This is a genomic window from Shinella sp. HY16 (assembly GCF_028534175.1).
Lineage (GTDB): Bacteria > Pseudomonadota > Alphaproteobacteria > Rhizobiales > Rhizobiaceae > Shinella.
In genome coordinates, this window is the sequence record NZ_JAHYXL010000001.1 from 303,418 (window position 1) to 328,129 (window position 24,712).

Genomic DNA, 24,712 nt, shown 5'->3' on the forward strand with positions numbered 1-24,712 from the left:
GTTTGTGACGCATGGGTGCGAAATGAAGACGATCGCCATCGACGGACCGGCTGCCGCGGGCAAGGGTACGCTGTCGCGCCGGATTGCGGAGGATTATGGCTTTCATCACCTCGATACGGGCCTGACCTATCGCGCGACGGCCAAGGCGCTCATCGATCGTGGTCTGCCGCTCGATGACGAGGCTGTCGCGGCCGAGGTGGCGCGCACGCTTGATCTCGGCGGGCTCGACCGGGCGGTGCTGTCCGCTCACGATATCGGTGAGGCGGCCTCCAAGATCGCGGTCATGCCATCCGTGCGCCGCGCGTTGGTCGAGGCGCAGCGCGGCTTTGCGGCGCGCGAGCCGGGCACGGTGCTCGATGGGCGCGATATCGGCACGGTCGTCTGCCCGGATGCAGCAGTGAAGCTCTATGTCACGGCTTCGCCGGAGGTGCGCGCCAGGCGCCGCCATGACGAAATCCTCGGCAATGGTGGGGTGGCCGATTTCGAGACGATCCTCGACGACATCCGCCGGCGGGACGCGCGCGACATGGGCCGGGCGGACAGCCCGTTGAAACCGGCCGATGATGCGCACTTGCTTGATACCTCGGAAATGGGTATAGAGGCGGCGTTTTCGGCGGCCAAGTCGATCATCGACGCCGCATTGAAGCACTAGCTTTTCCTTCCGGAATTGCACCAGCATAGAACAAGGCCTGTCCCCGCGCCGGATTTGCTGCCTCAAGGGCAGCGGGCATAGCCTCGTTCCTCATCAACGCTAACCCCCGGCGCCCGTGCCCACAGGCACACCAGGAGTTTCAATGTCTCAAGCAAACCCCACGCGCGAAGATTTCGCAGCCCTTCTGCAGGAATCCTTCGCCGCTAACGATCTCGCCGAAGGCTATGTCGCCAAGGGCATCGTTACCGCGATCGAAAAGGACGTTGCCATCGTCGACGTCGGCCTCAAGGTTGAAGGCCGCGTCCCGCTGAAGGAATTCGGCGCGAAGTCGAAGGACGGCACGCTGAAGGTCGGCGACGAAGTCGAAGTTTACGTCGAGCGCATCGAAAACGCTCTCGGCGAAGCTGTTCTTTCGCGCGAAAAGGCTCGCCGCGAAGAAAGCTGGGCCAAGCTCGAAGTCAAGTTCGAAGCCGGCGAGCGCGTCGAAGGCGTCATCTTCAACCAGGTCAAGGGTGGCTTCACCGTCGATCTCGACGGCGCCGTTGCCTTCCTGCCGCGTTCGCAGGTCGACATCCGTCCGATCCGCGACGTCACGCCGCTCATGCACAACCCGCAGCCCTTCGAAATCCTCAAGATGGACAAGCGTCGCGGCAACATCGTCGTTTCGCGCCGTACGGTTCTCGAAGAGTCGCGCGCCGAGCAGCGTTCTGAAATCGTTCAGAACCTCGAAGAAGGCCAGGTTGTTGACGGCGTCGTCAAGAACATCACCGATTACGGTGCGTTCGTTGACCTCGGCGGCATCGACGGCCTGCTGCACGTCACCGACATGGCCTGGCGCCGCGTCAACCATCCGTCGGAAATCCTGTCCATCGGCCAGCAGGTCAAGGTTCAGATCATCCGCATCAACCAGGAAACCCACCGCATCTCGCTCGGCATGAAGCAGCTCGAGTCGGATCCGTGGGATGGCATCGGCACCAAGTACCCGACCGGCAAGAAGATCTCCGGTACGGTCACGAACATCACCGACTACGGTGCGTTCGTCGAGCTGGAGCCGGGCATCGAAGGCCTGATCCACATCTCCGAAATGTCCTGGACGAAGAAGAACGTTCACCCCGGCAAGATCCTGTCCACGAGCCAGGAAGTCGACGTGGTCGTTCTCGAAGTCGATCCGACGAAGCGCCGCATCTCGCTCGGTCTCAAGCAGACCCTCGAGAACCCGTGGCAGGCCTTCGCGCACAGCCACCCGGCTGGCACGGAAGTCGAAGGCGAAGTCAAGAACAAGACCGAATTCGGCCTGTTCATCGGCCTCGACGGCGACGTGGACGGCATGGTGCACCTCTCCGACCTCGACTGGAACCGTCCGGGCGAGCAGGTCATCGAGGAGTTCAACAAGGGCGACGTCGTCAAGGCTGTCGTTCTGGATGTGGACGTCGACAAGGAGCGCATCTCGCTCGGCATCAAGCAGCTCGGCAAGGACTCGGTCGGCGACGCCGCTGCGTCCGGCGATCTGCGCAAGAACGCCGTCGTTTCGGCTGAAGTCATCGCGATCAACGATGGCGGCATCGAAGTGAAGCTCGTCAACCACGAGGACATCACGTCGTTCATCCGCCGTGGCGACCTGTCGCGTGACCGTGACGAACAGCGTCCGGAGCGTTTCTCGGTCGGCCAGACCGTCGATGCGCGCGTCCTGAACTTCTCGAAGAAGGATCGCAAGATCCAGCTTTCGATCAAGGCGCTCGAAATCGCCGAAGAGAAGGAAGCCGTCGCACAGTTCGGTTCGTCCGACTCGGGCGCTTCGCTCGGCGACATCCTCGGCGCGGCTCTGAAGAACCGCAACAACGCCGAATAAGCCTTTCGCTTATCTCGACATCAAGAACCCGCGGAGAGTGATCTCCGCGGGTTTTTCTTTTGAGCTTTGCTCAGGTCCAGTAGTCGCCGAGCTTCTGGTAGAAGACGAGGCCCGGCTCGATGACGCCGACCATTTCAGCGGTCTTTTCGCGGCGCTTCGCCATGTCGGCCGCCTCGGGTTCTTCGCCGTCGGCGTCGAAGGTGGTGTCCTCGCCCGCCTCGCCGCCGGCTTGCTCCTCGTCGCCATGCTCTTCGTTCGCGCTTTCGTCCTCCTCGCCCCGTTCGCGGCCCTCGGGCCAGTCGAGGTCCTCCTCGGCCGGCAGATAGGGCACGAAGGCGAGCGGTATGCCTTCGCGCAGGATGGCGGCCGAAAGCAGCCTTTCCGGCGTCATATCGGCCAGCGCCGCCTGAAGGGCATGCAGCGCCTCGCGGGCCTGCGGCATCGCAAGGGTGTCGTCCGGCTCTGCGGTCTGCACCGGCTGGGTGGGTGTCGCTTGGGACGGTGTGGTACGGGCCTTGCCGGCCTCGGCGACCGCTTGGGCTTCTTCGCTGCCGTCGGTCCCGAAGAGGGCAGGAGCCGGGTCGTCCGCGGGGCCGAGCGGGCGTTCCAGGAGGGAGCGGATGAAATTCGCCTCTTCCGGCGTCAGGTTCTCCAGCATCTGCGCGACGGCCGGCATCAGCAAGGCCGGCGTCATATCGCGGGCGACGGCCTGCAAAATGCTGCGGGCCAGGGCCTGTCCGGCTGCATTGGCGACCTGCGCCTTGACCGGGACGTCTTCCCGCTTTGCGGCTGGTGTTGCCTTCTCGCTTCCCTCGACGTCCTCGTGGCGCAGCGCCGCTTCCGTGGCCTCGACGGGCAGCGGATGGCCAGCCTTGCCCGTCGGTGTCGACGCGGGCTGAGCGCTGCGCGCCGTGGCGTTTTCCCCAGCGGGCAGCGGGGTAGGGCCGTCAAGCGCGAGACGGCCGGCGGCGGTCTCGAGCGCCCGGGCCGTTGCCGGGCGCGATTTGCCGCCGTCGAAGTCGAAGATGCGCTTCAACATCGTCTGCAGGGCACGGGCGTCGCCGAGAATCTGTGCCGGCTGGCCGGCTTGCTGCGGGCTATGACGCCCGACTGCGGCAAGCTGCTGGGCGTTCAGCCCAAGTGGCTTCTGCTGGCTTTCCATGGGCCGGGGAGCCGGCGTGTCGGCCTTGAGGCTTGCGGAAAGCAGGGTGGCAAGTTTCTGCGCCTCCGGACCGTTCGGGTTGCGCAACACCTCGACGAGGCTGCGCGTTGGCATGGACGAGAGCACGGTGCTGATGAGCTTTTCGACGCTCGGACGAAGCTCCGGCGGCAGCTTGGCGAGAAGATCGGCGAGCTTTCGGCCCCCTTCTGCCTCCCGGCCGGGCAGCGCCTTCAGCACGGCAAGCAGGGTTTCGAGAAGATCGCGGCCCGGGTTTGCCTCCCCGGTGCGCGGCATATGCTTCAGCATGGTTTCGATGAGGCGCAACAGCACTTCCGCCCTGAGGTTGGCAAGGGCAGCGGCAGAAAGCTGCGGCCTGGCGGCGGCCTCGACCGATGCGCCTGCCGGAACGGCAAGGGAGGGCTGCACGGTATCGGTCGTCGTTGCCATACGCGGCAGCATGCCTGCCTCCTGTTCTCCCTGCCGATGTCATCCGCATCGCAAGGTCTGCCAATGATCCATCTTCCTTCGGATGGCGCATCATGCGCGACGCTGCGAGCTGGTGAGCTTTCGGCCCGGACGAGCCGGGCAGGTACGAGGGAGGCGGGACGCAACCCGGCAGGCACGGAACCACACGGCTGTGCCGGACGGGCGAGCCCGAAACTCCGAACAACTTTCCATAAATTACAATTGGCATTTTATGGTTAACGAATTGCTAATGCGTGGAGTCGTGCTTCGCGATGCAGCATTGCCCACCTCGAATTGTCCCGCGCGGCGGCCCTTGCCCCTTATGCTCAGCTCGCGTAAATCTTCGCGGCACTGTTGCGCCGCCGCCCGTTCGTCGGCCGCGGATGCGGCGGAGACCCTTGATGAACCTCACCAACCTCATCCTCAACACCGACAGCTACAAGTTCAGTCACTATCTGCAATATCCGCCGGAAACGCGCGCCATTTCCTCCTATGTCGAGGCGCGCGGCCATTCCGAGCACGCGGAAGTGCTGTTCTTCGGCCTCCAGATGTTTCTCAAGGAGTACCTGTCGAAACCGGTGACGATGGCGGATGTGGACGAGGCCGAAGGCATCGTCACGGCGCATGGCCTGCCGTTCAATCGCGCGGGCTGGACGCATATCGTCACGAAACATGGAGGCTTCCTGCCGCTGCTCATCGAGGCGCTGCCCGAGGGCACGCTGGTGCGTCGCGGCGTGCCGGTCGCGCAGGTGGTGAACACCGACCCCGACTGCTACTGGCTGACCTCCTACATCGAGACGGCGCTGCTGCGCGCCATCTGGTATCCGAGCACGGTCGCCTCCAATTCCCGCAAGGTGAAGCAGATCATCCAGCCGATCCTGGAAAAGACCTGCGACGATCCCGCCGCCGTGCTTCCCTTCCGCCTGCACGATTTTGGCGCGCGCGGCACGACCAGCTTCGAGCAGGCGGGCATTGGCGGGGCAGCGCATCTCGTCAATTTCATGGGGACCGATACGGTAAGCGCCGTGCTCTTCGCGCGCCGCTACTACGGCGCCGAAATGGCCGGTTTCTCCATTCCCGCCTCCGAGCATTCGACCATGACCTCGTGGGGCCAGGAGTGCGAAGCCGAGGCCTATGGCAACATGATCGACCGCTTCGGCGACAAGGGCCTCTATGCGGTCGTGTCCGACAGCTATGACATCAACCATGCCGTCACGGAGATCTGGGGCAAGCAACTGAAGGATCGGGTGCAGGCCGCCGGCGGCACGCTCGTCGTCAGGCCGGACAGCGGCGATCCGGTGGAAACACCGGTTCAGGTCGTGCGCCAGCTTGCCTATGCCTTCGGCACGCATCTCAACGCCAAGGGCTACAAGGTGCTGGACAACAGCGTGCGCGTCATCCAGGGGGACGGCATCTCGCCCGCCGATATCGGCCTCATCCTCGGCCGGCTGGAAGCCTTTGGTTTCTCGGCGGAAAACATCGCCTTCGGCATGGGGGCAGGGTTGCTGCAGAAGGTCAACCGCGACACCTATTCCTTCGCCATGAAGGCCAATGCAAGGCAGGGTACCGACGGCGCCTGGCACGATGTCTACAAGCGTCCGGCGACGATGAACCTCAAGGCTTCGAAGGCAGGGCGCCAGGCCGTGGTGGCGGGTATCAGCGGTCTTGAGGCCGCTCGCATCGACCAGCTTGCTGGCCGCGAGAACCTGCTGCAGCCCGTCTGGCGCGACGGCAAGCTCCTCGTCGACTGGACCTTCGAGGCGGTGCGCGCCCGCGCCGCCTGAGGCCTTGCGGCAAGGCTTTCGCCGCGCCATCTTGAGTCCTGTGACTGGAGACGAAAGATGACCGTTCGCCCGCCGCAAGCGCTCGCTCCCTCCTTCAGCAAGGAGACGGGGCTCAATATTCTCGAATACGAACTGATGTCGGAGCGGGCTGATGCGCTCGGCCGGCACGGGCTCAAGGTGGAGAAGGCGCTGGAACTGCTGGCCGCGCGCCTTGCTGCGGGCTGTGGCGAGGCGGAACGGGAAGACCTCATCAACGATGCGGCCGACAAGGTCTGGGCCTTCTTCATTCAGCGGGAAATGTGTGGCCTGCGAAGCCAGAAGGACGCGATCCGCCGCTACGGCATTCCGCCGGAAGTGATTGCCCGGCTCGGCATCGTGCGGCGCAAGACCTGACGGCTACAGGGCGATGATCTGGCGGGTGATGAGATCGTAGATGCCGTTGTCGTCGACGCGCAGTGCGAAGATTTCCTTGCGCGCTGCGTCGCGTTCTTCCTGCTCGCGCACGCCGGCGGCATCGAGATTGCGGACCGCTTCGCCTGTGGTTTGTGCGGGGATTTCGTCGGCGTCGCCGGTTTCTATCTGCTTTGCGGGAGCCTTGCCGGCAAGCTGGGTCGTCTCTGCGCCGGCAGCGAGAAGCTGAATGGTGTCGAGCGCGGCCGCGGCCGGGTCACCCCGCCGCTTGTCTTCCCGTATGCGGTTGGCGTCGGTATGGGCGCGGCCGACGGCGTCCTGAAGTTCCTGGACGTCCTCCAGCTTCTCGCCGGCTTCCAGCGAACGGATCGTCTCCTCGCGCTCCTTGCGCGTTTCCGCATCCTCGATGCGGGTCGGATCGCGCCGGGTCCGGTCGAGCTTCAGCTCCTCGATGGTTTTCGGGTTCGCCGCGTCCTCCAGACGGGCGAGCACCTTGCGCATCTCCGGCGTCAGCGCCTTTTCGGTCTCGGCCTTTTCGGTAAGTGCCTCCTTCACCCGTTCGGCCTCCGTGCCGTAGGGGTTGCGGATCGCCGCGATGAGATCGGCCGCCTTGAGGCCGAGATCGGCAAGGCCTGATTTCTTCTCGAGCGTCGCCACGTCTTCCGGCAGCTCGCCGCGAAGACGCGTCAGCATGCCGGAGAGGCGCTGCTCGAAGTCGGCATCCGCTTCGCCTTCGCCCTGCGTGACGCCGGCGGTAAGCGCGAGGCGGGCGACGAGGTTGGCGGCCGCATCGTCGGACGGGCCTGCCATGGCCTGCTTGACGGCCGTGAGGGTTGTCCCGAGGCCGCGAAGCGTGACATCGAGTGTGCTGCCCCTGGCGGGAAGCGATATCTGATCGACGAGCGCCAGCCGGTCGGCCAGGCGCTGGGCAAAGGCGCGGGCGCCTTCGCCGTCCTGCTGCGTGACGCCGAGTGTGTCGCTGAAGCGGGAAATAAGCTTGGCGAGCGTTTCCTCGCCGCGGGCATTGCTGCCGAAGAAATGTTCGTTGATGCGCGCATTGGCTTGCCGCGTCGTATCGTCGGAGCGAAGATGCGCCTGTTTCTGGGCGTCGTCTTTCGGCTGTCCGCTGGCCTTCTCGGCCTCTTCGCGGCGGCGCTCCTCAAGCGTTTCGACGATCGACTGCATCGCCGAGACGGCGGCGGTCGATTGCGCGCTTTGCAGGGGTGTCAACATGGCAACCTCCGGTCTCGCCGGAAGAATAGGCTGCAGGGGATTAACCGCGCGTTAAGCCTGCGCCTGCGGCTTTTTGGGGGTATCGGGCGGCTGCGGCCGGCAGACGATCGTCACCAGAACGAAGCTGACATAGAGCAGGAGATACCACGAGCCGAGCTTGGTGAAGGGCACCATGTGCCAGGTCGTCTGGCCCGGATAGAGCCACACCCCCGTCGCCGTGCCGATGTTTTCGGCGATCCAGAGAAAGATGGAGGTGAGGAAGGCCGCGACGACGAGCGGCATCCAGCGCAGCTTCTGCTCCACGGTGTAACAGATGCGCACGCGCCAGAAGAGCAGCACCGTCGCGGCGAAGAGCCCCAGGCGGATGTCGATGATGAAGTGATGCAGGTAGAAATTGACGTAGATGGCGATCGCCAGCAGCGCCGTCATCCAGAAGGGCGGATAATGGGTGAAGCGCATGTCGAAGATGCGGATGGCACGCGCCATGTAGCTGCCGACCGAGGCATACATGAAACCGGAAAACAGCGGCACGCCACCGACACGGATGATCGCCTCCTCCGGGTAGACCCAGGAGCCCATATGGACCTTGAAGATCTCCATGGCCGTGCCGACGAAGTGATAGATGAGGATGACCTTCGCTTCCTCGAAGGTCTCCATCTTCAGCGTGAGGAACGTCACCTGGATGGCGAGCGCCATCACGAAGAGCGCGTCGTACCGATGGATCGGCCAGTCGGGCTGCCAGACGAGTTTCGTCAGGATGATCAGCCCCAGCATGAGCCCGCCGAACAGGCAGGCCCAGGCCTGCTTCAGCCCGAAGAGGATGAATTCCGCAAGACCGGGCGGGAGCGTCTCAAGCCGGCCGCGGATCAGGCGGCGCAGCGGTTCCAGCGTCGGCCCGGTCTGGTGTTGCCATCCGTTCTGCACGGGCGGCTCAGCTATGGGCGAAGATGTCGGTTTCCTCCCAGCCGAGCAGGTCGAGCTTGGCGCGGGTCGGCAGGAACGTGAAGCAGGCCTCCGCGTGCGCCAGCCTGCCGTCCCGCACGAGGCGCGCCATCAGCTTGTCGCGCAGGGCATGGAGATGCAGCACGTCGGATGCGGCATATTCGAGCTGCGCCGGCGACAAAGTCTCGGCCGCCCAGTCGGAAGACTGCTGCTGCTTGGAAATGTCGACTTCCAGCATTTCCTTCAGATTGTCCTTCAGACCATGCCGGTCCGTATAGGTCCGCGTCAGGCGCGAGGCGATCTTGGTGCAGAAGACCGGAGTCGTCGTCACGCCGAAGGTGTGGAACAGAACGGCGATATCGAAGCGGCCGTAGTGAAAGATCTTCTGGCGGGCCGGGTCTTCCAGCATCGCGACAAGGTTCGGTGCTTCCTTCTGGCCCGCGGCAATGCGGATGACATCGGCGCTGCCATCGCCCGGCGAAAGCTGCACGACGCACAGCCGATCGCGACGCGGGATGAGGCCGAGCGTTTCGGTGTCGATCGCGATCGCGCCGGTATAACGGGCCGCATCCGCCGCCGAGATATCACCTTCGTGATACCGGATTGCACTTGCCATGAAAAACCCCATCTAAGCTGTCTCTGTGTCCGCAGGCCTATAGCGCATGTTTCCGGCCTGCGGTACTTCTTTATGGATTGCGAAGGATCGGCCCCGCTGCCGAAAGATGATATGACGAAACGATTGGTCCTTGCCGCTCTTGCCGCGATGCTGCTTGCGCCCGTAGCCAGCGCACAGGTTTTCCATGATCTGCCTGGCGTCGTGACGACCGAGCAGGACGAGGCCGAGGAAGCGGTCTCCTGCTCCCCGCACTATGTGCCGCCGCCGGAAAACAGCACGAAACGCCAATGGGGCCATACGGTCTACAACTGTACGCGTGGCGGTGTGACCTCGAGCGGCAGCTATCTGCCGCTGTCGCGCGAGCGGAGCCTGCGCGGCTACGACTGGTAGCGCGCCCTTTCATGCCCCGACCGTTCCGGCCGGGGTCGTTCATCCGGAGGAGCCATGACCGACGAAAGCCTGCCGCTGGTGATCAGCGCGCCCGAACCGCGCACGCTGGACCTCATCTTCACCCCCGCGGCAGAGGCCGCTTTGCGCCGGGCCTATCGTATTGTCGAGGCTGATCCCGAAGACATAGCCGGGCTTGGCGACGCGGTGCTCGGCCAGGCGCGCTATATCCTCGGACAGCCGCCGCTTTCCGCCGAAACGCTGGCGCGCATGCCGAACCTGCGCGCGATCCTCAATGTCGAGAGCAATCTCCTCAACAACATGCCCTATGAGGTTCTGTTCGAGCGCGGCATCCATGTCGTCACCACTGGCCAGGTCTTTGCCGAGCCGGTGGCCGAACTCGGCCTTGCCATGGCGCTGAACCTTGCCCGCGGCGTGATCGACGCCGATGTCGCCTTCCGCGAGGGGACGGAATTGTGGGGCGGGGACGGCAACCGGTCCGCGCGCCTCCTCTCTGGCTCCGAGATCGGCATCGTCGGCTTCGGTGATCTCGGCCGGGCGCTGAACCGCGTGCTCTCGGGCTTCCGCGCGAAAATCCGTGTCTTCGATCCCTGGCTGCCGCCCTCGATGCTGCGGGATGTCGGGGTCGAGCCCGCCTCGCTTTCCGAGGTGCTGGCCATGAGCGACTTTGTTTTCGTCGTCGCCTCCGTGACAAGCGAGAACAAGGGTTTTCTCGGGGCGGAGGCCTTTGCCTCGATGCGCAAGGGCGCGGCCTTCATCCTGCTCAGCCGGGCAGACGTCGTCGATTTCCCGGCGCTGATGGCGGCGGTCGAGACCGGCCATATCGTTGCGGCAAGCGACGTTTATCCGGAGGAGCCGCTGCCGGCGGACCATCCCGTGCGCCGGCTGAAGGGCTTCGTCCGCTCGGCCCACCGCGCGGGTGCGCTGGACAGCGCTTTCAAGAAGATGGGTGACATGGTCTTGGAGGATATGGCGCTGATGGATCGCAGCCTGCCGCCGATGCGCTGCAAGCGGGCCGAGCGTGAGACGGTCTCGCGCATGCGCTCCAAGCCGGTGAGCGTTAACTGAAACGAAAAGGCCGTGGCGGGGAACCGCCACGGCCTTTTCGCTTTAATGGCGTGCGATCAGGCGCGCTTGATGACCTTGATGAGCACGAGCAGGATCACCGCGCCGATCGTGGAATGAATGATCGCGGCGATGATGCCGCTGCCGAGGCTGACGCCGATGGCCGGAAAGAGATAGCCGGCGATGAAGGCGCCGACGATGCCGACGACGATGTTGCCGATCAGGCCGAAGCCGAAGCCCGAAACGATGAGGCCGGCCAGCCAGCCAGCAATCGCGCCGACGATGAGGAAAACGAGAATGCTTTCAATGCCCATACGATGCTCCCTTAGACAGTCTCATTCTGTCCCTGTTCAATCTGGCAGCCGTTTTCCGGAAAGCAAGAGGGGCTGAAAACTTCTCTTCCGCGGTGTCAGACGATGCCGCCGCCGCCGCCTGCCACCGCCGGCCGTTCGCTCGCCACCTTCGCCCGGTAACCGGCGGCGCGAAACGTTGCGACCGGATCGATCGCGCCGCCCGTCTCCAGCCGCGCCATGGCGAGGATCGGCTCGACATCGGTGCGAAAACCGGCCTTCAGCGTCTCTGAGGCCATCAGCGCGTCGTTCGTCTCCTGGTAACCGGCGAGCGCCGCGCGATCGACGATGAGGCCCTGCGCATAGGCGCGGCAGACCTCCATGGCGCTGCGCATCAGGCTCTCGATCGGGTCGGTGACATTGTGGCTCTGGTCGAGCATATGCGCCGGCGAAAACCCCTCGGCCTGCCGCACTTCCGCATCCACCAGCTCGTTGAAGACGAGGAACAGACGGTAGGGATCGATCGAGCCGGTGTCGAGGTCGTCGTCGCCATATTTCGAATCGTTGAAATGGAAGCCGCCGAGCTTCCTGAACTGGATGAGCCGGGCGACGATCATCTCGATATTGACGTTCGGCGCATGGTGGCCGAGGTCGACGAGGCAATGGGCTTTCGGGCCGAGTTCCTGCGCGATCAGGTAATTGCTGCCCCAGTCCTGCACGACCGTCGAATAGAAGGCCGGCTCGTACATCTTGTGCTCGGTAAAAAGCCGCCAATCCTCCGGCAGCGCTTCATAGATGGCCTTCATCGCATCGAGATAACGCTCGAAACTCCTCGTGAAATTCGCCTGCCCCGGAAAGTTCGTGCCGTCGCCGATCCACACCGTCAGCGCCTTGGAGCCGAGCGCATTGCCGATGGCGATGCATTCGAGATTGTGCTCGACGGCCTGCTGGCGCGTCGCGGCATTGGCGTGCGACAGCGAGCCGTATTTGTAGGAATGCTCCTGCTGCGGCGCATCGGAAAAGGTGTTGGAGTTCATCGCGTCGAAGCCGAGGCCGAGGGCATGGCCCCTTTCTTTCAACGCCTTGAGGTCCGTCACCTTGTCCCAGGGGATGTGCAGCGAGACGGTCGGCGTGGCGCGGGTCAGTTGATGGATGACGGCGCAATCCTCCAGCTTGTCAAAAATGTTGCGCGGCTCGCCCTCGCCGGGGAACCGCGCAAAACGCGTGCCGCCGGTGCCGACGCCCCACGAGGGCACGGCGACCGCATAGGCCGCGACCTTGCGCTTCACGGTATCGATATCGACACCGCGGCGGGCAAGCTGTGTGCCGAGATGCTCGTAGTCGCTCTTGAGATCGGCAAGACGTTTCTGGTTCTCGTGGGCGACCACATCTTCGGAAATCATCGTCATCGGCAAAATTCCTCAGCGCGTGAAGGACTGGGCATTGCCCGCGTCGACATTGATGATGTTGCCGGTCGATTTCGCCGACATGTCGGAGGCGAGGAAATAGATGGCTTCCGCGATATCCTCCGGAAAGACCGAGAGCTTCAGCATGGACCGCTCGCGGTAATGCGCTTCGAGATCGTCCGTCTTGTAGGTCGCGGCGCGCTGTTCCTTCCATTCGCCGGTCCAGATCTTCGAGCCGCGCAGCACGGCGTCCGGGTTCACCACGTTGACGCGGATCTGCTCGGCGGCGCCTTCCAGCGCCAGGCACCGGGCGAGGTGGATTTCGGCGGCCTTGGCGGTGCAATAGGCCGATGCGCCGGGGGAGGCGGCAAGGCCGTTCTTGGAGGCGACGAAGACCACGTTGCCGCCCGCCTTCTGCCGGCGGAAGATGCGGAACGCCTCGCGCGAGACGAGGAAATAGCCCGTCGCGAGAATACCGATGTTCTTGTTCCACAGTTCCAGCGTCGTGTCCTCTATGACTGCCGAGGAGGCGAGGCCGGCATTGGAGACGAGGATGTCGAGGCCGCCGAATTCCACCAGAGTATCGGCAAAACTTTTTGCGACGAGCGCTTCGTCGGTGACGTTCATCGAAACCGAGCGCACGACATCCCTGCCGTAGCGGCCGGCAAGCTCGTTTTCCGCCGCGGCGAGCGCCGTCTCGTCGATATCGGCAAGCACCACGCAGGCGCCCTCCGCCATCAGCCGCTCCGCGGTCGCCTTGCCGATGCCGCCGGCCCCGCCCGTGACGAGCGCGATGCGGCCGGCCAGGCTCTTGGGCTTCGGCATGCGCTGGAGTTTCGCCTCCTCCAGCAGCCAGTATTCGATGTCGAAGGCCTCCTGCTCCGGCAGGCCGACATAATCGGAAACGCCGGAAGCGCCGCGCATCACATTGATGGCGTTGACGTAGAATTCGCCGGAAATGCGCGCCGTCGCCTTGTCCTTGGCAAAGGTGATCATGCCGACGCCGGGCACCAGATAGACCACGGCATTCGGATCGCGCATCGCCGGGCTGTTGTCCCGCTTGCAGCGCTCATAGTAGGCCGCGTAGTCGGCGCGGTAGGCGGCAATCGCATCGGCAAGGCCGGCAAGCGTCCTGTCGATATCCGGCTCTGCCGGGTCGAAATCGACGACCAGCGGGCGAATCTTCGTGCGCAAAAAATGATCCGGGCAGCTCGTGCCGAGGGCCGCGAGCGGCGCAAGGTTTTTCGAGGTCACGAAATCGAGCACGGCCTCGCCGTCGTCGAAATGGCCGACCTTCTTCTCGTCCCGGCCGATCATGCCGCGGATGACCGGCATCAGCTTTTCCGCAATCGCACGGCGTTCCGTGGCGGGAAGCACCGGCTTCACCGCGCCGCCGAAGGCGGGAGCCACGTTGTTTTCCTCGAACCAGCCGATCGCCTTGTTGATGATCTCGACCGTCGTCTCGTAGCATTCCCGGGCCGTATCGCCCCAGGTGAAAAGGCCATGGCTTTCCAGCACCACGCCGCGCGCGCCCGGATTTTCCAGGCAGAATTTTTCGAGCCACAGGCCAAGCTCGTAGCCCGGCCGCTTCCAGGGCAGCCAGCCGATGTCGTCGCCAAAGATTTTTCGCGTCAGCTCGCGGCTGTTTTTCGCGGCGGCGATGGCGATGATCGCGTCCGGATGCATGTGGTCGACATGTTTCTTCGGCACATAGGCATGCAGCGGCGTATCGATGGAGGCGGCGCGCGGGTTGAGGTTGAAGGTGCAGTGGGGGAGGTAGCCCACCATCTCGTCCTCATGCTCGACGCCGCGGTAAAGCCCCTTCAGCGCATGGAGTTTTTGCATGTAGAGCGTTGCAAACCCATCCATCCTGATCGTGCCGACATCGCCGCCCGACCCCTTGACCCAGAGCACCTCGACTGCGCCGGCACCGAGCGGATCCGTCTCCGTCACCTTCGCCGAGGTGTTGCCGCCGCCGTAATTGGTGATGCGCTTGTCGGAGCCGAGCAGGTTGGAGCGATAGAGCAACCGTTCGGATTCGCTCATCGCCGACGCCTTGGCGTCATCCCACAGGTTTGCAAGGCGTGCGCCCTGGTTCTTCTCCAGCATCGGCATTTCCTCCCGGTATTTCCTATGCGCATGGCTATCGCCGCGCTTGAAGGCGTGCTTTCAGATCACATGAGAGCGTCGCCGATGTCAATCAGAAACGATCAAAAACAATCATACTGCGCTGCACAATGAAAAATTATGATCGATCGTGATTGACAATGCGCGTTCCTGATGGAAGCATTGCCAGCACTGGAGGAGCCATGCACGAGAAGGAAAGACATCGGATCATTCTGTCCGCGGTTCAGGAAAAGCCTGTGGTCACCGTGCCCGAGCTGGTGGACCTCACCGACAGTTCCGAGGCGACGATCCGGCGCGACATCGCGGCGCTGCATGTGCAGAAGAAGCTTCGCCGGGTGCGCGGCGGGGCGGAGGCGTTGCATCCCCCGCAGTTCGTCGGTCTCGCCGGTCGTCCCTTCACGGTCAACGAGACGCTCAACACCCGCCAGAAGCAGGCGATCGCGAAAGAGGCGATGGCGCTCTGCGAGGACGGCGATCCGATCATCATCAACGGCGGCACCACCACGTTCCAGATGGTGCATTTCCTGACCAACCGCCGCATGCAGGTCTTCACCAACTCGTTCAACATCGCCGAACACCTGCTGAAACACTCGAAGAACACGATCATGCTGTCCGGCGGCACGATCTACCGCGAGCAGAACATCGTGCTCAGCCCCTTCGACAACGATGTGACGCGCAATTTCTATGCGCGCCGCATGTTCATGGGCGCGCAGGGCCTCGGGCCTCTCGGCCTGATGGAGGCCGACCCGCTGCTCATCCAGGCGGAGCAGAAACTGATCGACCAGGCGGACGAGCTGGTCGTGCTGGTCGACTCCACGAAATTCCGAAAACGCTCCAGCCTCATCCTGTGCGGGCTGAAGCGCATCGCCACCATTATCACGGATTCGGGCATCGAGGACAGGGACGCCGCGATGCTGGAGCAGGCCGGCGTCAACCTGATCGTTGCGAATGTCCAGGCCGACACCAAGACTGGGAATGCACCCTCTTCGGCGTGAGGCCGGAGTTTTGATTTCACTGGGAGGAGAAGTCGTGAAAATTCTGAAGACATTGCTCGTGACGGCGGCCGTTTCGGTCGCGCTGATCGCCAACACCGCGCAGGCGGAAACGAAAAAGATCGCCCTCGTCGTCAAGGCGCTCGGCATCGGCTTCTTCGAGGCGGCCAACAAGGGCGCCCAGGAAGCCGCCAAGGAACTCGGCGACGTCGAGGTCATCTATACCGGCCCGACGACGACGACCGCGGAAGGCCAGATCGAGGTGATCAATTCGCTGATCGCCCAGAAGGTCGACGCCATCGCCGTTTCGGCCAACGACACCAATGCGCTGGTGCCCGCCCTCAAGAAGGCGATGGACCGCGGTATCAAAGTCATCTCCTGGGATTCGGGCGTCGCGCCCGAGGGCCGCTCGATGCACCTCAACCCGTCGTCGAACCCGCTGATCGGCAACATGATCATCAAGCTCGCCGCCGACAACCTGCCCGAGGGCGGCGATGTCGCCGTGCTCTCGGCGACCGCCACCTCGACGAACCAGAACACCTGGATCGCCGAGATGAACAAGGTGCTCGGCAACTACAAGGGCATCAACGTGGTCGCCACCGTCTATGGCGACGACCTTGCCGACAAGTCCTATCGCGAGACTCAAGGCCTCATCCAGTCGCATCCGAACCTGAAGGCGATCATCGCGCCGACCTCCGTCGGCATCGTCGCCGCCGCACAGGCTGTCACCGATGCCGGCAAGATCGGCCAGATCAACGTCACCGGCCTCGGCCTGCCCTCGGAAATGGCCGGCCATGTGAAATCCGGCGCCTCCAAATCCTTCGCGATCTGGAACCCGATCGATCTCGGCTATTCCGCGACGATGATCGCCTATGACCTGATCGGCGGCGCGGAAGCCAAGCCCGGCGCGGAACTGAAGATGGGCCGCATGGGCGCCGTCAAGCTCGACGACAACAACGAAGGCGCCATGGCCGACCCGTTCGTCTATGATGCCAAGAACGTCGAGGAATTCGCCAAGATCTTTTGATCTGGCGTCTCAATTGAATGCGCCCCTCATCCGGCCTGCCGGCCACCTTCTCCCCGTAAACGGGGAGAAGGAAACCGAGCCGCAACGCCTCTGTTCCCTCTCCCCGCAGGCGGGGAGAGGGCTAGGGTGAGGGGCAGCCCCGCCCGCATCACTCGCGATCGAGCCCATAACCCAACCGGTGGACCGAGACTTGCTGCAGGACACGACCACATCGCGGATGAAGCCCGCCATCGCCCTGGAGGGGATTTCGAAATCCTTCCCCGGCGTGCGCGCGCTCGCCGAGGTTTCGCTGTCGCTCTATCCGGGCTCGGTGACCGCGCTCGTCGGCGAGAACGGGGCGGGCAAGTCGACGCTGGTCAAGATCCTCACCGGCATCTACCAGCCCGATGAGGGCACCATCCGCGTCGACGGCGCGGAAACCCATTTCCCGACCGCCAACGCGGCGGCGAAAGCCGGCGTCACCGCCATCCATCAGGAAACCGTGCTGTTCGACGAACTGTCGGTCGCCGAGAACATCTTTTTGGGCCATGCCCCCCGCACCCGCTTCGGCCTCATCGACTGGAAGACGATGAACGCGAACGCCCGCGCGCTGCTTGCCCGTGTCGGCGCCGATCTCGACCCGTCGATCCGCCTGCGCGATCTCGGCATCGCCAGCAAGCACCTCGTCGCCATCGCCCGCGCGCTTTCCATCGACGCCCGCGTCGTCATTATGGACGAGCCGACGGCGGCCCTTTCGCACAAGGAAATCCACGAACTCTACGACCTGGTCGACCGGCTGAAGGCCGACGGCAAGGCGATCCTCTTCATCAGCCACAAGTTCGACGAGATTTTCCGCATCGCCGATCGCTACACGGTGTTTCGAGATGGCTGCATGGTGGGCGAGGGGCTGATTTCGGAGGTGACGCAGGACGATCTGGTGCGCCAGATGGTCGGCCGCGACGTCGGCCAGGTTTTCCCGAAGCAGGATGTCGCCATAGGCGAGCCTGTTCTCACCGTTTCCGGCTACCGCCACCCGACCGAATTCGAGGACATCAATTTCGAGCTGCGTCGCGGCGAGATCCTTGGCTTCTACGGTCTTGTCGGGGCGGGCCGTTCGGAATTCATGCAGGCGCTGATCGGCGTCACGAAACCGTCGGCCGGCGCGATAAGACTGCATGGCGAGATCAAGGTCATCCGCTCGCCGGCCGAAGCGATCGAAGCCGGCATCGTCTATGTGCCGGAGGAGCGCGGCCGGCAGGGTGCGATCATCGGCCTGCCGATCTTCCAGAACGTCACGCTGCCCTCGCTCTCGCGCACCTCGCGCTCCGGTTTTTTGCGCATGGCGGCGGAATTCGCCCTGGCGCGGGAATACACCGCGCGGCTCGATCTGCGCGCCGCCTCGCTCGACCAGGATGTCGGCACGCTCTCCGGCGGCAACCAGCAGAAGGTGGTGATCGCCAAGTGGCTCGCCACGCGGCCGAAAGTCATCATCCTCGACGAGCCAACCAAGGGCATCGACATCGGCTCCAAGGCCGCCGTACACTCCTTCATGAGCGAACTGGCCGCCTCGGGCCTCAGCGTCATCATGGTCTCCTCGGAAATCCCGGAGATCATGGGCATGGCGGACCGGGTTATCGTCATGCGCGAGGGTCGCATCGCCGGCCGTTTCGAGCGCGCGGACCTGACGGCGGAAAAGCTGGTGCGCGCCGCCGCCGGCATCGAGGAGGCCGCGTGATGAAGCTTTTGCTGAAGAACCGCGAAATGCTGCTGGTCGTCGCGATCCTCGCGCTGGTGACGCTGATCGCCCTCCGTTTCCCGCCCTTCGTGACGCCGGGCAATCTTGCCAATGTCTATAATGACACGTCGATCCTGATCATCCTGGCGCTCGGCCAGATGGCCGTCATCCTGACGCGCTGCATCGACCTCTCCATGGCGGCGAACCTTGCCCTGTCCGGCATGGTTGCAGCCATGCTCAACGCCGCCATGCCCGGCCTGCCGATCCCGCTGATCATCCTCATCGCGATGATGCTCGGCGCACTGCTCGGCTCGATCAACGGCCTGCTCGTCTGGAAGCTCGACATCCCGCCGATCGTCGTCACGCTCGGCACGCTGACCATCTATCGCGGCCTGATCTTCCTCCTCTCCGGCGGCGCCTGGATCAATGCGCACCAGATGAGCGACGCCTTCAAGGCGCTGCCGCGCACGGCGCTGCTCGGCTTTCCGCTGCTCTCCTGGCTGTCGCTGGTCATCGTCGCGCTGATGCTCGTGGTGATGCGCCTGACGCCGCTCGGCCGCGCCTTCTTCGCCGTCGGCGGCAATCCGCATGCGGCGGTCTATACCGGCATCGATGTCGGCCGCACGCGCTTCTTCGCCTATTGCCTGTCCGGCACGCTCGCCGGCCTGTCCGGCTATCTCTGGGTCTCGCGTTATGCGGTCGCCTATGTCGATATCGCAGCCGGCTTCGAGCTCGATATCATCGCGGCCTGCGTCATCGGCGGCGTGTCGATTGCCGGCGGCATCGGCTCGGTCGGCGGGGCGGTGCTCGGCGCGCTGTTCCTCGGCGTCATCAAGAATGCGCTGCCCGTCATCAACATCTCGCCCTTCGCCCAGATGGCGATTTCAGGCACGGTCATCATCATCGCCGTCGCCGTGAACGCCCGCGCCGAAAAGCGCAAGGGCCGGGTGATCCTCAGGAAAGCGGAGGCGGCCCATGGCTGAGACGCAGATGATCGCGCGCCACATCCCCGACCGGCTGGAAGGCCGCGGCGCGCGGCTGGTGAAAAGCTGGGAAACGCTGCTCGTCGCCGTGGCACTGGCGATCTTCCTCGTCAATTCCTTCGCCTCGCCCTATTTCCTCGATCCGTGGAACCTGTCCGACGCGACCTTCAACTTCACCGAAAAGGCGATTATCGCCTTCGCCATGGCGCTGGTCATCATCTCGGGCGAGATCGACCTCTCCGTCGCCTCGATCATCGCGCTCACCTCCACCGTGATGGGCTATGCCGTGCAGCTCGGCTTCGATACGCCCGCCCTGGTTCTGGTCGGCCTTACGACGGGCCTTCTCTGCGGCGCGTTCAACGGCCTGCTCGTCACCGGCCTCGGCCTGCCCTCCATCGTCGTGACCATCGGCACGATGAGCCTCTTTCGCGGCCTCTCCTTCGTCATCCTCGGCGACCAGGCCTTTACGGGCTATCCGGCGGGTTTCTCTTGGTTCGGGCAAGGCTATGTCTGGTGGGTCTTCTCCTTCGAATTCTGCCTCTTCGCGGCACTTGCCGTCATCTATGGCGTGGTGCTGCACAAGACGAATTTCGGCCGCGCCGTCTACGCCATCGGCAACAACCAGACGGCTGCGCTGTTCTCCGGTGTGCGCGTCGGCCGGGTGAAGTTCGTGCTCTTCCTGTTGACCGGCCTGATGGCGGCGATCGCCTCGATCTGCCTCACCGCGCGCCTCGGCTCGACGCGCCCCTCCATCGCGCTCGGCTGGGAGCTGGAGGTGGTGACGATGGTCGTGCTCGGCGGTGTCAACATCCTTGGCGGCTCGGGCACCATCCCCGGCGTGGTGCTGGCGGCGCTGATCATGGGCATGGTCACCTTCGGCTTCGGCCTGCTCAATGTGCCCGGCATCGTCATGTCGATCTTCATCGGCCTGCTCTTGATCTCCGTCATCGCGCTGCCGATCCTCTACCGGCGTTTTCGCGGGAGCCGTTGAGCCATGGAGAAATATGCGTTTCGCATGCGGCTGAACCCCGGCATGGCAGCCGAATACAGGGCGCGGCACGATGCGATCTGGCCGGAACTGTCAGCGCTTTTGAAGGAGGCTGGCGTCTCCGACTATTCCATCCACCTCGATGAGGAGACGAACCTGCTCTTCGGCGTGCTCTGGCGGCGCGACGACCACGCGATGGCGGACTTGCCCAACCATCCCGTCATGCAGCGCTGGTGGGCGCACATGGCCGATATCATGGAGACGAGGCCGGACAACGAGCCCGTCGCCGTGCCGCTCGTCACCGTTTTCCACATGGAATGAGCCGATGAAGACCATCGCCGTCGTTGATATTGGCAAGACGAACGCCAAGGTGGTGCTCGTCGATGGCGCGGATTTTCGCGAGGTCGCTGCCCGCACCATGCCGAACGGCGTGGTGAACGCCGCGCCCTATCCGCATTTCGACACGGAAAAGCTCTGGGCCTTTCTTCTGGAAAGTTTTGCCGCGCTGGGCCGCGAGCGCCCGGTCGACGCCATCTCGGTCACCACGCATGGCGCGACCGTCGCGCTGGTCGGGGAGGACGGCGACCTCGTCCTGCCGGTGCTGGACTACGAGCATGACGGCCCGCAGGCGATGGCAGAGGACTACCGCGCCATCCGCCCGCGCTTCGAAGACAGCGGGACGCCTGTCCTGCCCGTTGGGCTCAACGCCGGCCTGCAAGTCTATTGGCAGTCGAAGGCGTTTCCGGACGCTTTTGCCAAAACGCGCTGGCTGCTGATGTATGCGCAATACTGGTCCTTCCGCCTCACCGGCATCGCTGCCAGCGAGGTAACGTCGCTCGGCTGCCACGCCGATCTCTGGGAACCGCGGAACGGCCGCTTCTCCAGCCTTGTGGAAAGCCAGGGCTGGACGCGCTTGATGCCGGCGGTACGCAGAGCCGGCGATGTGCTCGGCCCGATCCTTCCGGAGATCGCGGTGGCGACGGGGCTTCGGCCGGATGTGCCCGTTCATTGCGGCATCCATGATTCCAACGCCTCGCTGCTGCCCTACGTGCTGACCCGCAAGGGGCCCTATGCCGTCGTCTCCACCGGCACCTGGGTGGTGGTGATGGCGATCGGCGCGCGGCCGGTCGTGCTGGACGAGGCACGCGATACGCTGATCAACGTCAACGCACTCGGCGATCCGGTGCCGTCCGCCCGCTTCATGGGCGGCCGGGCGTTCTCCCTGCTCGGCGGCAAGTTGGGCGATCTGCCGCCCGCTGCCATCGCCGAGGTTTTCCGGCGCGGCGCCATGCTGCTGCCGTCGCTGCCGGAGGAATCCGGCCCGTTCCGCGGCCGCAAGGCAACCTGGACCGTGCCGCGCGAGGATCTGGGCGAGGATGCGGCCCAGGCCGTCATCGCCTTTCACCTCGCCCTGATGACGGCGACCTGCCTCGACCTGATCGGCGCGGAAGGCCCTGTCATCGTCGAGGGGCCGTTTGCGGCCAACCGGGCGTTCCTGGTGATGCTGAAGGTGGCAACGGGGCGCGCGGTGCTCTCCGGCGGCAGCGCGACGGGCACGAGTGTCGGCGCGGCCTGCCTTGCCGCGGGCAGGGCGCCGGAGTCCGCACTGGCGTCGGCAGAGGACAATTTGCCCGAGGGCGCGGGGGATTATGCGGCGCGCTGGCGCAGGCTCGCTTGCGAAGGGTGAAGACCGCTCAGAAAACCCGGACCTTGGCCGGCGCGCGGCCCGCATCGATATCGAGCAGCAGGTAGATGGCGGCGAGCGTTGCGGAAGCAATCACGATGGCGCCCAGTGCCAGAACAATCATTGTCCGTTCCTCCTGACGTCATTGTCAGTCTATGCTTCCACCCTACGCGCGCGAGCTTGCGTGAGTCTGACGCTACGTCGGATCGTTTTAATTTTAGCAAAGCCATAAGCAGGCCATGAACCATTAACCTTCAGGCAAGGAATTAACCATAAACATTGGGACTACACGTCGGAATGGGAAATTCGCCGTTTCTCACCCAGGCATGATGCCGAACCGCCGTACCGGATCTGAGCCGGTATTCGAGTTTCACAGAATTCGATCATGGATCGTCGGCTGGCCACGGCTTCGGCCACCGCCTCTCCATGCGAAAGTTCAGCGGCTGCCCCAAGGGCTGCCGGGCGTCATGGGTTTGGGAGCATACGCGTGCAGGAAATGCCGGCAGAACAGGCTCGAACGGGACAGGCGGCCAGCCTGCGCGACCGTTTGCGCTTTGCTGGCGTCGAGGCCGCCCAGGGCGATACCCTCCGCCGCCATCGCCAGACGCTCGAACGGCATGTCGAAACGGCGCTCCGCGACCTCTTCCAGCGTTTCCAGACCTTTCCCGATGCCGCCCGCCATTTCCAGAGCGAGCGCCAGATCGACCGGCTGCATGACCTCCAGAGTTCCCACTGGAGCGTCCTGACCGACGCGCGGTTCGACGGCCTCTATGCAGAGCGTGTGAAAGTCCTCGCTGACAGCGAAAGCCAGATGGGCCTTGACCCGCGCTGGCGCATCGCCGGCCATTCGATCGTCGTCGAGACGGTCGTCAACGGCCTCATCGAGGAATATTGGCCGAAATCCATCCTGCCCGGTGCGGGAAAAGCCCGCCGGCAGGAATTGACCGACCTCATCTCCGCTTTTCTCCGCACGGCGATGGTCGATGCGGAGATCGGCGTTTCGCTGCGTTTCAACGAGCTGCGCCACGCCCACCACCGCGCCCTCGGTGAACAAAGACAGCAGGACCGCGCCGAACTCGACCGCGTCTTCGGCGAGACGATCCGCAGCCTTTCCGCACTTGATTTCTCCGCCCGCGTTTCCGGCGAGATGCCGGATGCCTGGCGCGACATGGCCGAGACGCTGAACGGCGCGCTCGACGAGATCCAGTCCCGCCTCACGTCCGCCGCCGACCGGGCGAGCGAAAGCGATCGTCTCGTCGGCACGCTCGCCTCCGGTGCCGGCGCGCTCTCGGCTCGCTCGGCTGAGCAGTCGGCGAACCTGATCGAGACGGCCAATGCGCTCGGCACCATCGTCGAGCGCGTGCGCCAGACGCTCGGCGAGACGCGCAAGGCGCAGTCCGCCGCCGCCTCCACGCAGGCTTCAGTGGCCCTTTCCGGCAGCATCGTCGGCGAGGCGATGTCGGCCATGGCGGATATCGAGGCTTCGGCGGAAAAGATCGGCCAGATCATCGGCGTCATCGACGAGATCGCCTTCCAGACCAATCTTCTGGCGCTCAATGCCGGCATCGAGGCCGCGCGCGCCGGCGACAGCGGCCGCGGCTTTGCCGTCGTCGCACAGGAAGTGCGGGCGCTTGCCCAGCGTTCGGCGGATGCGGCGCGCGAGATCAAGCAGCTCGTGACAGGCACCAAGGCGCAGGTCGAAACTGGCGTCGAGCATGTACATCGCACCCAGGATGCGATCGGCAACATCGTGCGCCAGGTCGAGGGCATCAACGAAGCCATTACCGGCATCGTGCGTGAAAGTGCGGCCGATGCCGAAGGGCTCGACGGCGTAACGGCCGATATCGGTCGTGCCGGCCGCGCGCTTGAGGCGGATGCCGCGGATGCGGGCCGCGTCGGCAACGCCGGTGGCGACCTGCACAAGGTCATTCTCGAACTCGGCCGCACGGTCCGCGAGTTCCACGTTTCCGCGCAGCGTGATCTGCGCCGTCCGGTACAGCCTGTTTCCGCGCAAACGCGCGCGGTACCGGAACGCGGCGAGACGGAGACCTCTCCCCTCGAATTTCTGACGGCCCGCGCCGTCGGCTTTGGAGGTTGAGATGGCGGCAAGACGGCCACGGCACTGGTTTTCGACGGCGCGCAGCCGGATTTCGGAAGGAAGTCATCCGCCCGTCGCTCCGGACAGCGGAGCGGCGATTTTGGTGAGACGCAGAGACTGTTTCAAACAAGGAACACGGTAATGGCGAGCAAGAAAGCCGCTCAGAAAAGTTTAAGCCTTGCCCCCGTTCTCGATCTCAACGAGGCGACGGCGCTGCACCAGCAGCTCATGGGCCTCAAGGGCAGTCCGCTCGTCATCGACGCCTCGGCGGTCGAGCGCGTCGGCGCGCTCTGCGCCCAGGTGCTGATGGCTGGCGCCAAGAGCTGGGAAGAGGACAGGCAGCCTTTCACCTTCGGCAAGGTGTCCGACCCTTTCATGAAGACAATGCAACTTATCGGTGTAAGTATTGATCACTTGCTGGCACAGGAGGCTAGGCAATGAAGAAAAAAGTCCTGACCGTGGATGATTCCCGGACGATCCGGAACATGCTTCTGGTCACGCTCAACAATGCAGGCTTCGAGACCATCCAGGCCGAAGACGGCGTCGAGGGTCTGGAAGTGCTGGAAAACGCCAACCCAGACGTCATCGTCACCGACATCAACATGCCGCGCCTCGACGGTTTCGGCTTCATCGAGGGTGTGCGCCGCAACGAGAAGTACCGGGCGATCCCGATCCTCGTGCTGACCACCGAAAGCGATGCCGAGAAGAAGAACCGCGCACGCCAGGCCGGTGCCACGGGCTGGATCGTCAAGCCTTTCGATCCGACCAAGCTGATCGACGCAATTGAGCGCGTAACCGCCTAAATTCACGAATCCA

At 64.2% G+C, this 24,712-nt stretch carries 23 protein-coding genes; 16 read left to right on the forward strand and 7 right to left on the reverse strand.

Annotated features, from left to right (window positions below; all coding sequences use genetic code 11):
* The first annotated feature begins 22 nt into the window (after window positions 1–22).
* Both cmk and rpsA read left to right on the forward strand, forming a co-directional pair.
* Entirely contained in the window at window positions 23–652 is a 630-nt protein-coding gene (gene cmk / locus K0P03_RS01560) for a (d)CMP kinase (protein WP_272788728.1), read from the forward strand.
* A 142-nt stretch (window positions 653–794) separates the two neighbouring features.
* On the forward strand, window positions 795–2,501 hold the full coding sequence (gene rpsA, locus K0P03_RS01565) for a 30S ribosomal protein S1 (RefSeq protein ID WP_024270000.1): 1,707 nt from the start codon (window positions 795–797) through the stop codon (window positions 2,499–2,501).
* Window positions 2,502–2,571: 70 nt separating this feature from the next.
* Here rpsA and K0P03_RS01570 read toward each other — a convergent pair whose 3' ends face one another.
* Complete coding sequence (locus tag K0P03_RS01570; RefSeq protein WP_272788729.1) at window positions 2,572–4,122, reverse strand: hypothetical protein; 1,551 nt, start codon at window positions 4,120–4,122, stop codon at window positions 2,572–2,574.
* A 407-nt stretch (window positions 4,123–4,529) separates the two neighbouring features.
* Between K0P03_RS01570 and K0P03_RS01575 the strand changes: the two genes are divergently transcribed.
* Both K0P03_RS01575 and K0P03_RS01580 read left to right on the forward strand, forming a co-directional pair.
* Window positions 4,530–5,912: a nicotinate phosphoribosyltransferase gene (locus tag K0P03_RS01575; protein WP_272788730.1), complete on the forward strand. Its 1,383-nt coding sequence runs from the start codon at window positions 4,530–4,532 to the stop codon at window positions 5,910–5,912.
* A 57-nt stretch (window positions 5,913–5,969) separates the two neighbouring features.
* The gene (locus K0P03_RS01580; protein WP_272788731.1) at window positions 5,970–6,305 is read left to right on the forward strand and encodes a DUF6665 family protein; all 336 of its coding nucleotides are present in this window, start codon (window positions 5,970–5,972) and stop codon (window positions 6,303–6,305) included.
* Between the two features lie 3 nt (window positions 6,306–6,308).
* On the opposite strand, the gene K0P03_RS01585 is transcribed toward K0P03_RS01580, so the two are convergent.
* From K0P03_RS01585 to K0P03_RS01595, 3 genes are read right to left on the reverse strand one after another with little or no spacing between them, the layout of a single operon-like run.
* Window positions 6,309–7,556, reverse strand: coding sequence for a hypothetical protein (locus tag K0P03_RS01585; RefSeq protein WP_272788732.1), 1,248 nt, complete (start codon window positions 7,554–7,556; stop codon window positions 6,309–6,311).
* A gap of 51 nt (window positions 7,557–7,607) precedes the next feature.
* Window positions 7,608–8,444, reverse strand: a complete 837-nt coding sequence (locus K0P03_RS01590) for a DUF817 domain-containing protein (RefSeq protein ID WP_272790435.1) — start codon at window positions 8,442–8,444, stop codon at window positions 7,608–7,610.
* 43 nt (window positions 8,445–8,487) lie between these two features.
* A complete protein-coding gene (locus K0P03_RS01595) occupies window positions 8,488–9,114 on the reverse strand; it encodes a ribonuclease D (protein ID WP_272788733.1) in 627 nt (208 codons plus the stop codon).
* Between the two features lie 111 nt (window positions 9,115–9,225).
* On the opposite strand from K0P03_RS01595, the gene K0P03_RS01600 reads away from it, so the two are divergent.
* Together K0P03_RS01600 and K0P03_RS01605 are read left to right on the forward strand one after the other, a co-directional pair.
* The gene (locus tag K0P03_RS01600) at window positions 9,226–9,504 is read left to right on the forward strand and encodes a hypothetical protein (protein WP_130516329.1); all 279 of its coding nucleotides are present in this window, start codon (window positions 9,226–9,228) and stop codon (window positions 9,502–9,504) included.
* A 54-nt stretch (window positions 9,505–9,558) separates the two neighbouring features.
* Window positions 9,559–10,590 carry a hydroxyacid dehydrogenase gene (locus tag K0P03_RS01605; RefSeq protein ID WP_050745472.1) on the forward strand — a complete coding sequence of 344 codons (1,032 nt, stop codon included), beginning with the start codon at window positions 9,559–9,561 and terminating at the stop codon, window positions 10,588–10,590.
* A gap of 56 nt (window positions 10,591–10,646) precedes the next feature.
* Here K0P03_RS01605 and K0P03_RS01610 read toward each other — a convergent pair whose 3' ends face one another.
* From K0P03_RS01610 to K0P03_RS01620, 3 genes are all read right to left on the reverse strand, one after another.
* Window positions 10,647–10,901, reverse strand: coding sequence for a GlsB/YeaQ/YmgE family stress response membrane protein (locus K0P03_RS01610; protein ID WP_024270520.1), 255 nt, complete (start codon window positions 10,899–10,901; stop codon window positions 10,647–10,649).
* Between the two features lie 95 nt (window positions 10,902–10,996).
* A complete protein-coding gene (gene rhaI, locus K0P03_RS01615) occupies window positions 10,997–12,286 on the reverse strand; it encodes an L-rhamnose catabolism isomerase (protein WP_272788734.1) in 1,290 nt (429 codons plus the stop codon).
* Window positions 12,287–12,298: 12 nt separating this feature from the next.
* Window positions 12,299–14,392 carry a bifunctional rhamnulose-1-phosphate aldolase/short-chain dehydrogenase gene (locus K0P03_RS01620; RefSeq protein WP_272788735.1) on the reverse strand — a complete coding sequence of 698 codons (2,094 nt, stop codon included), beginning with the start codon at window positions 14,390–14,392 and terminating at the stop codon, window positions 12,299–12,301.
* Window positions 14,393–14,592: 200 nt separating this feature from the next.
* Between K0P03_RS01620 and K0P03_RS01625 the strand changes: the two genes are divergently transcribed.
* The 10 genes from K0P03_RS01625 (at window position 14,593) to cheY1 (ending at window position 24,699) form a co-directional block, all read left to right on the forward strand.
* Window positions 14,593–15,405 carry a DeoR/GlpR family DNA-binding transcription regulator gene (locus tag K0P03_RS01625; protein ID WP_272788736.1) on the forward strand — a complete coding sequence of 271 codons (813 nt, stop codon included), beginning with the start codon at window positions 14,593–14,595 and terminating at the stop codon, window positions 15,403–15,405.
* Window positions 15,406–15,439: 34 nt separating this feature from the next.
* The gene (gene rhaS / locus K0P03_RS01630) at window positions 15,440–16,429 is read left to right on the forward strand and encodes a rhamnose ABC transporter substrate-binding protein (RefSeq protein WP_272788737.1); all 990 of its coding nucleotides are present in this window, start codon (window positions 15,440–15,442) and stop codon (window positions 16,427–16,429) included.
* Between the two features lie 217 nt (window positions 16,430–16,646).
* A complete protein-coding gene (locus tag K0P03_RS01635) occupies window positions 16,647–18,143 on the forward strand; it encodes a sugar ABC transporter ATP-binding protein (protein WP_272790436.1) in 1,497 nt (498 codons plus the stop codon).
* Complete coding sequence (locus tag K0P03_RS01640; protein ID WP_272788738.1) at window positions 18,140–19,126, forward strand: ABC transporter permease; 987 nt, start codon at window positions 18,140–18,142, stop codon at window positions 19,124–19,126. Before K0P03_RS01635 ends, K0P03_RS01640 begins: the two co-directional genes overlap by 4 nt.
* Window positions 19,119–20,117: an ABC transporter permease gene (locus tag K0P03_RS01645; protein WP_272788739.1), complete on the forward strand. Its 999-nt coding sequence runs from the start codon at window positions 19,119–19,121 to the stop codon at window positions 20,115–20,117. The genes K0P03_RS01640 and K0P03_RS01645 overlap by 8 nt, the downstream gene beginning before the upstream one ends.
* Before the next feature lie 3 nt (window positions 20,118–20,120).
* Window positions 20,121–20,435 carry an L-rhamnose mutarotase gene (gene rhaM / locus K0P03_RS01650; protein WP_272788740.1) on the forward strand — a complete coding sequence of 105 codons (315 nt, stop codon included), beginning with the start codon at window positions 20,121–20,123 and terminating at the stop codon, window positions 20,433–20,435.
* Window positions 20,436–20,439: 4 nt separating this feature from the next.
* Entirely contained in the window at window positions 20,440–21,801 is a 1,362-nt protein-coding gene (locus K0P03_RS01655; RefSeq protein WP_272788741.1) for an FGGY-family carbohydrate kinase, read from the forward strand.
* A gap of 493 nt (window positions 21,802–22,294) precedes the next feature.
* Window positions 22,295–23,896, forward strand: coding sequence for a globin-coupled sensor protein (locus K0P03_RS01660; protein ID WP_272790437.1), 1,602 nt, complete (start codon window positions 22,295–22,297; stop codon window positions 23,894–23,896).
* A 141-nt stretch (window positions 23,897–24,037) separates the two neighbouring features.
* Window positions 24,038–24,337: an STAS domain-containing protein gene (locus tag K0P03_RS01665; protein WP_272788742.1), complete on the forward strand. Its 300-nt coding sequence runs from the start codon at window positions 24,038–24,040 to the stop codon at window positions 24,335–24,337.
* Window positions 24,334–24,699, forward strand: a complete 366-nt coding sequence (cheY1, locus tag K0P03_RS01670; RefSeq protein WP_024270516.1) for a chemotaxis response regulator CheY1 — start codon at window positions 24,334–24,336, stop codon at window positions 24,697–24,699. Before K0P03_RS01665 ends, cheY1 begins: the two co-directional genes overlap by 4 nt.
* Window positions 24,700–24,712: the final 13 nt, after the last annotated feature.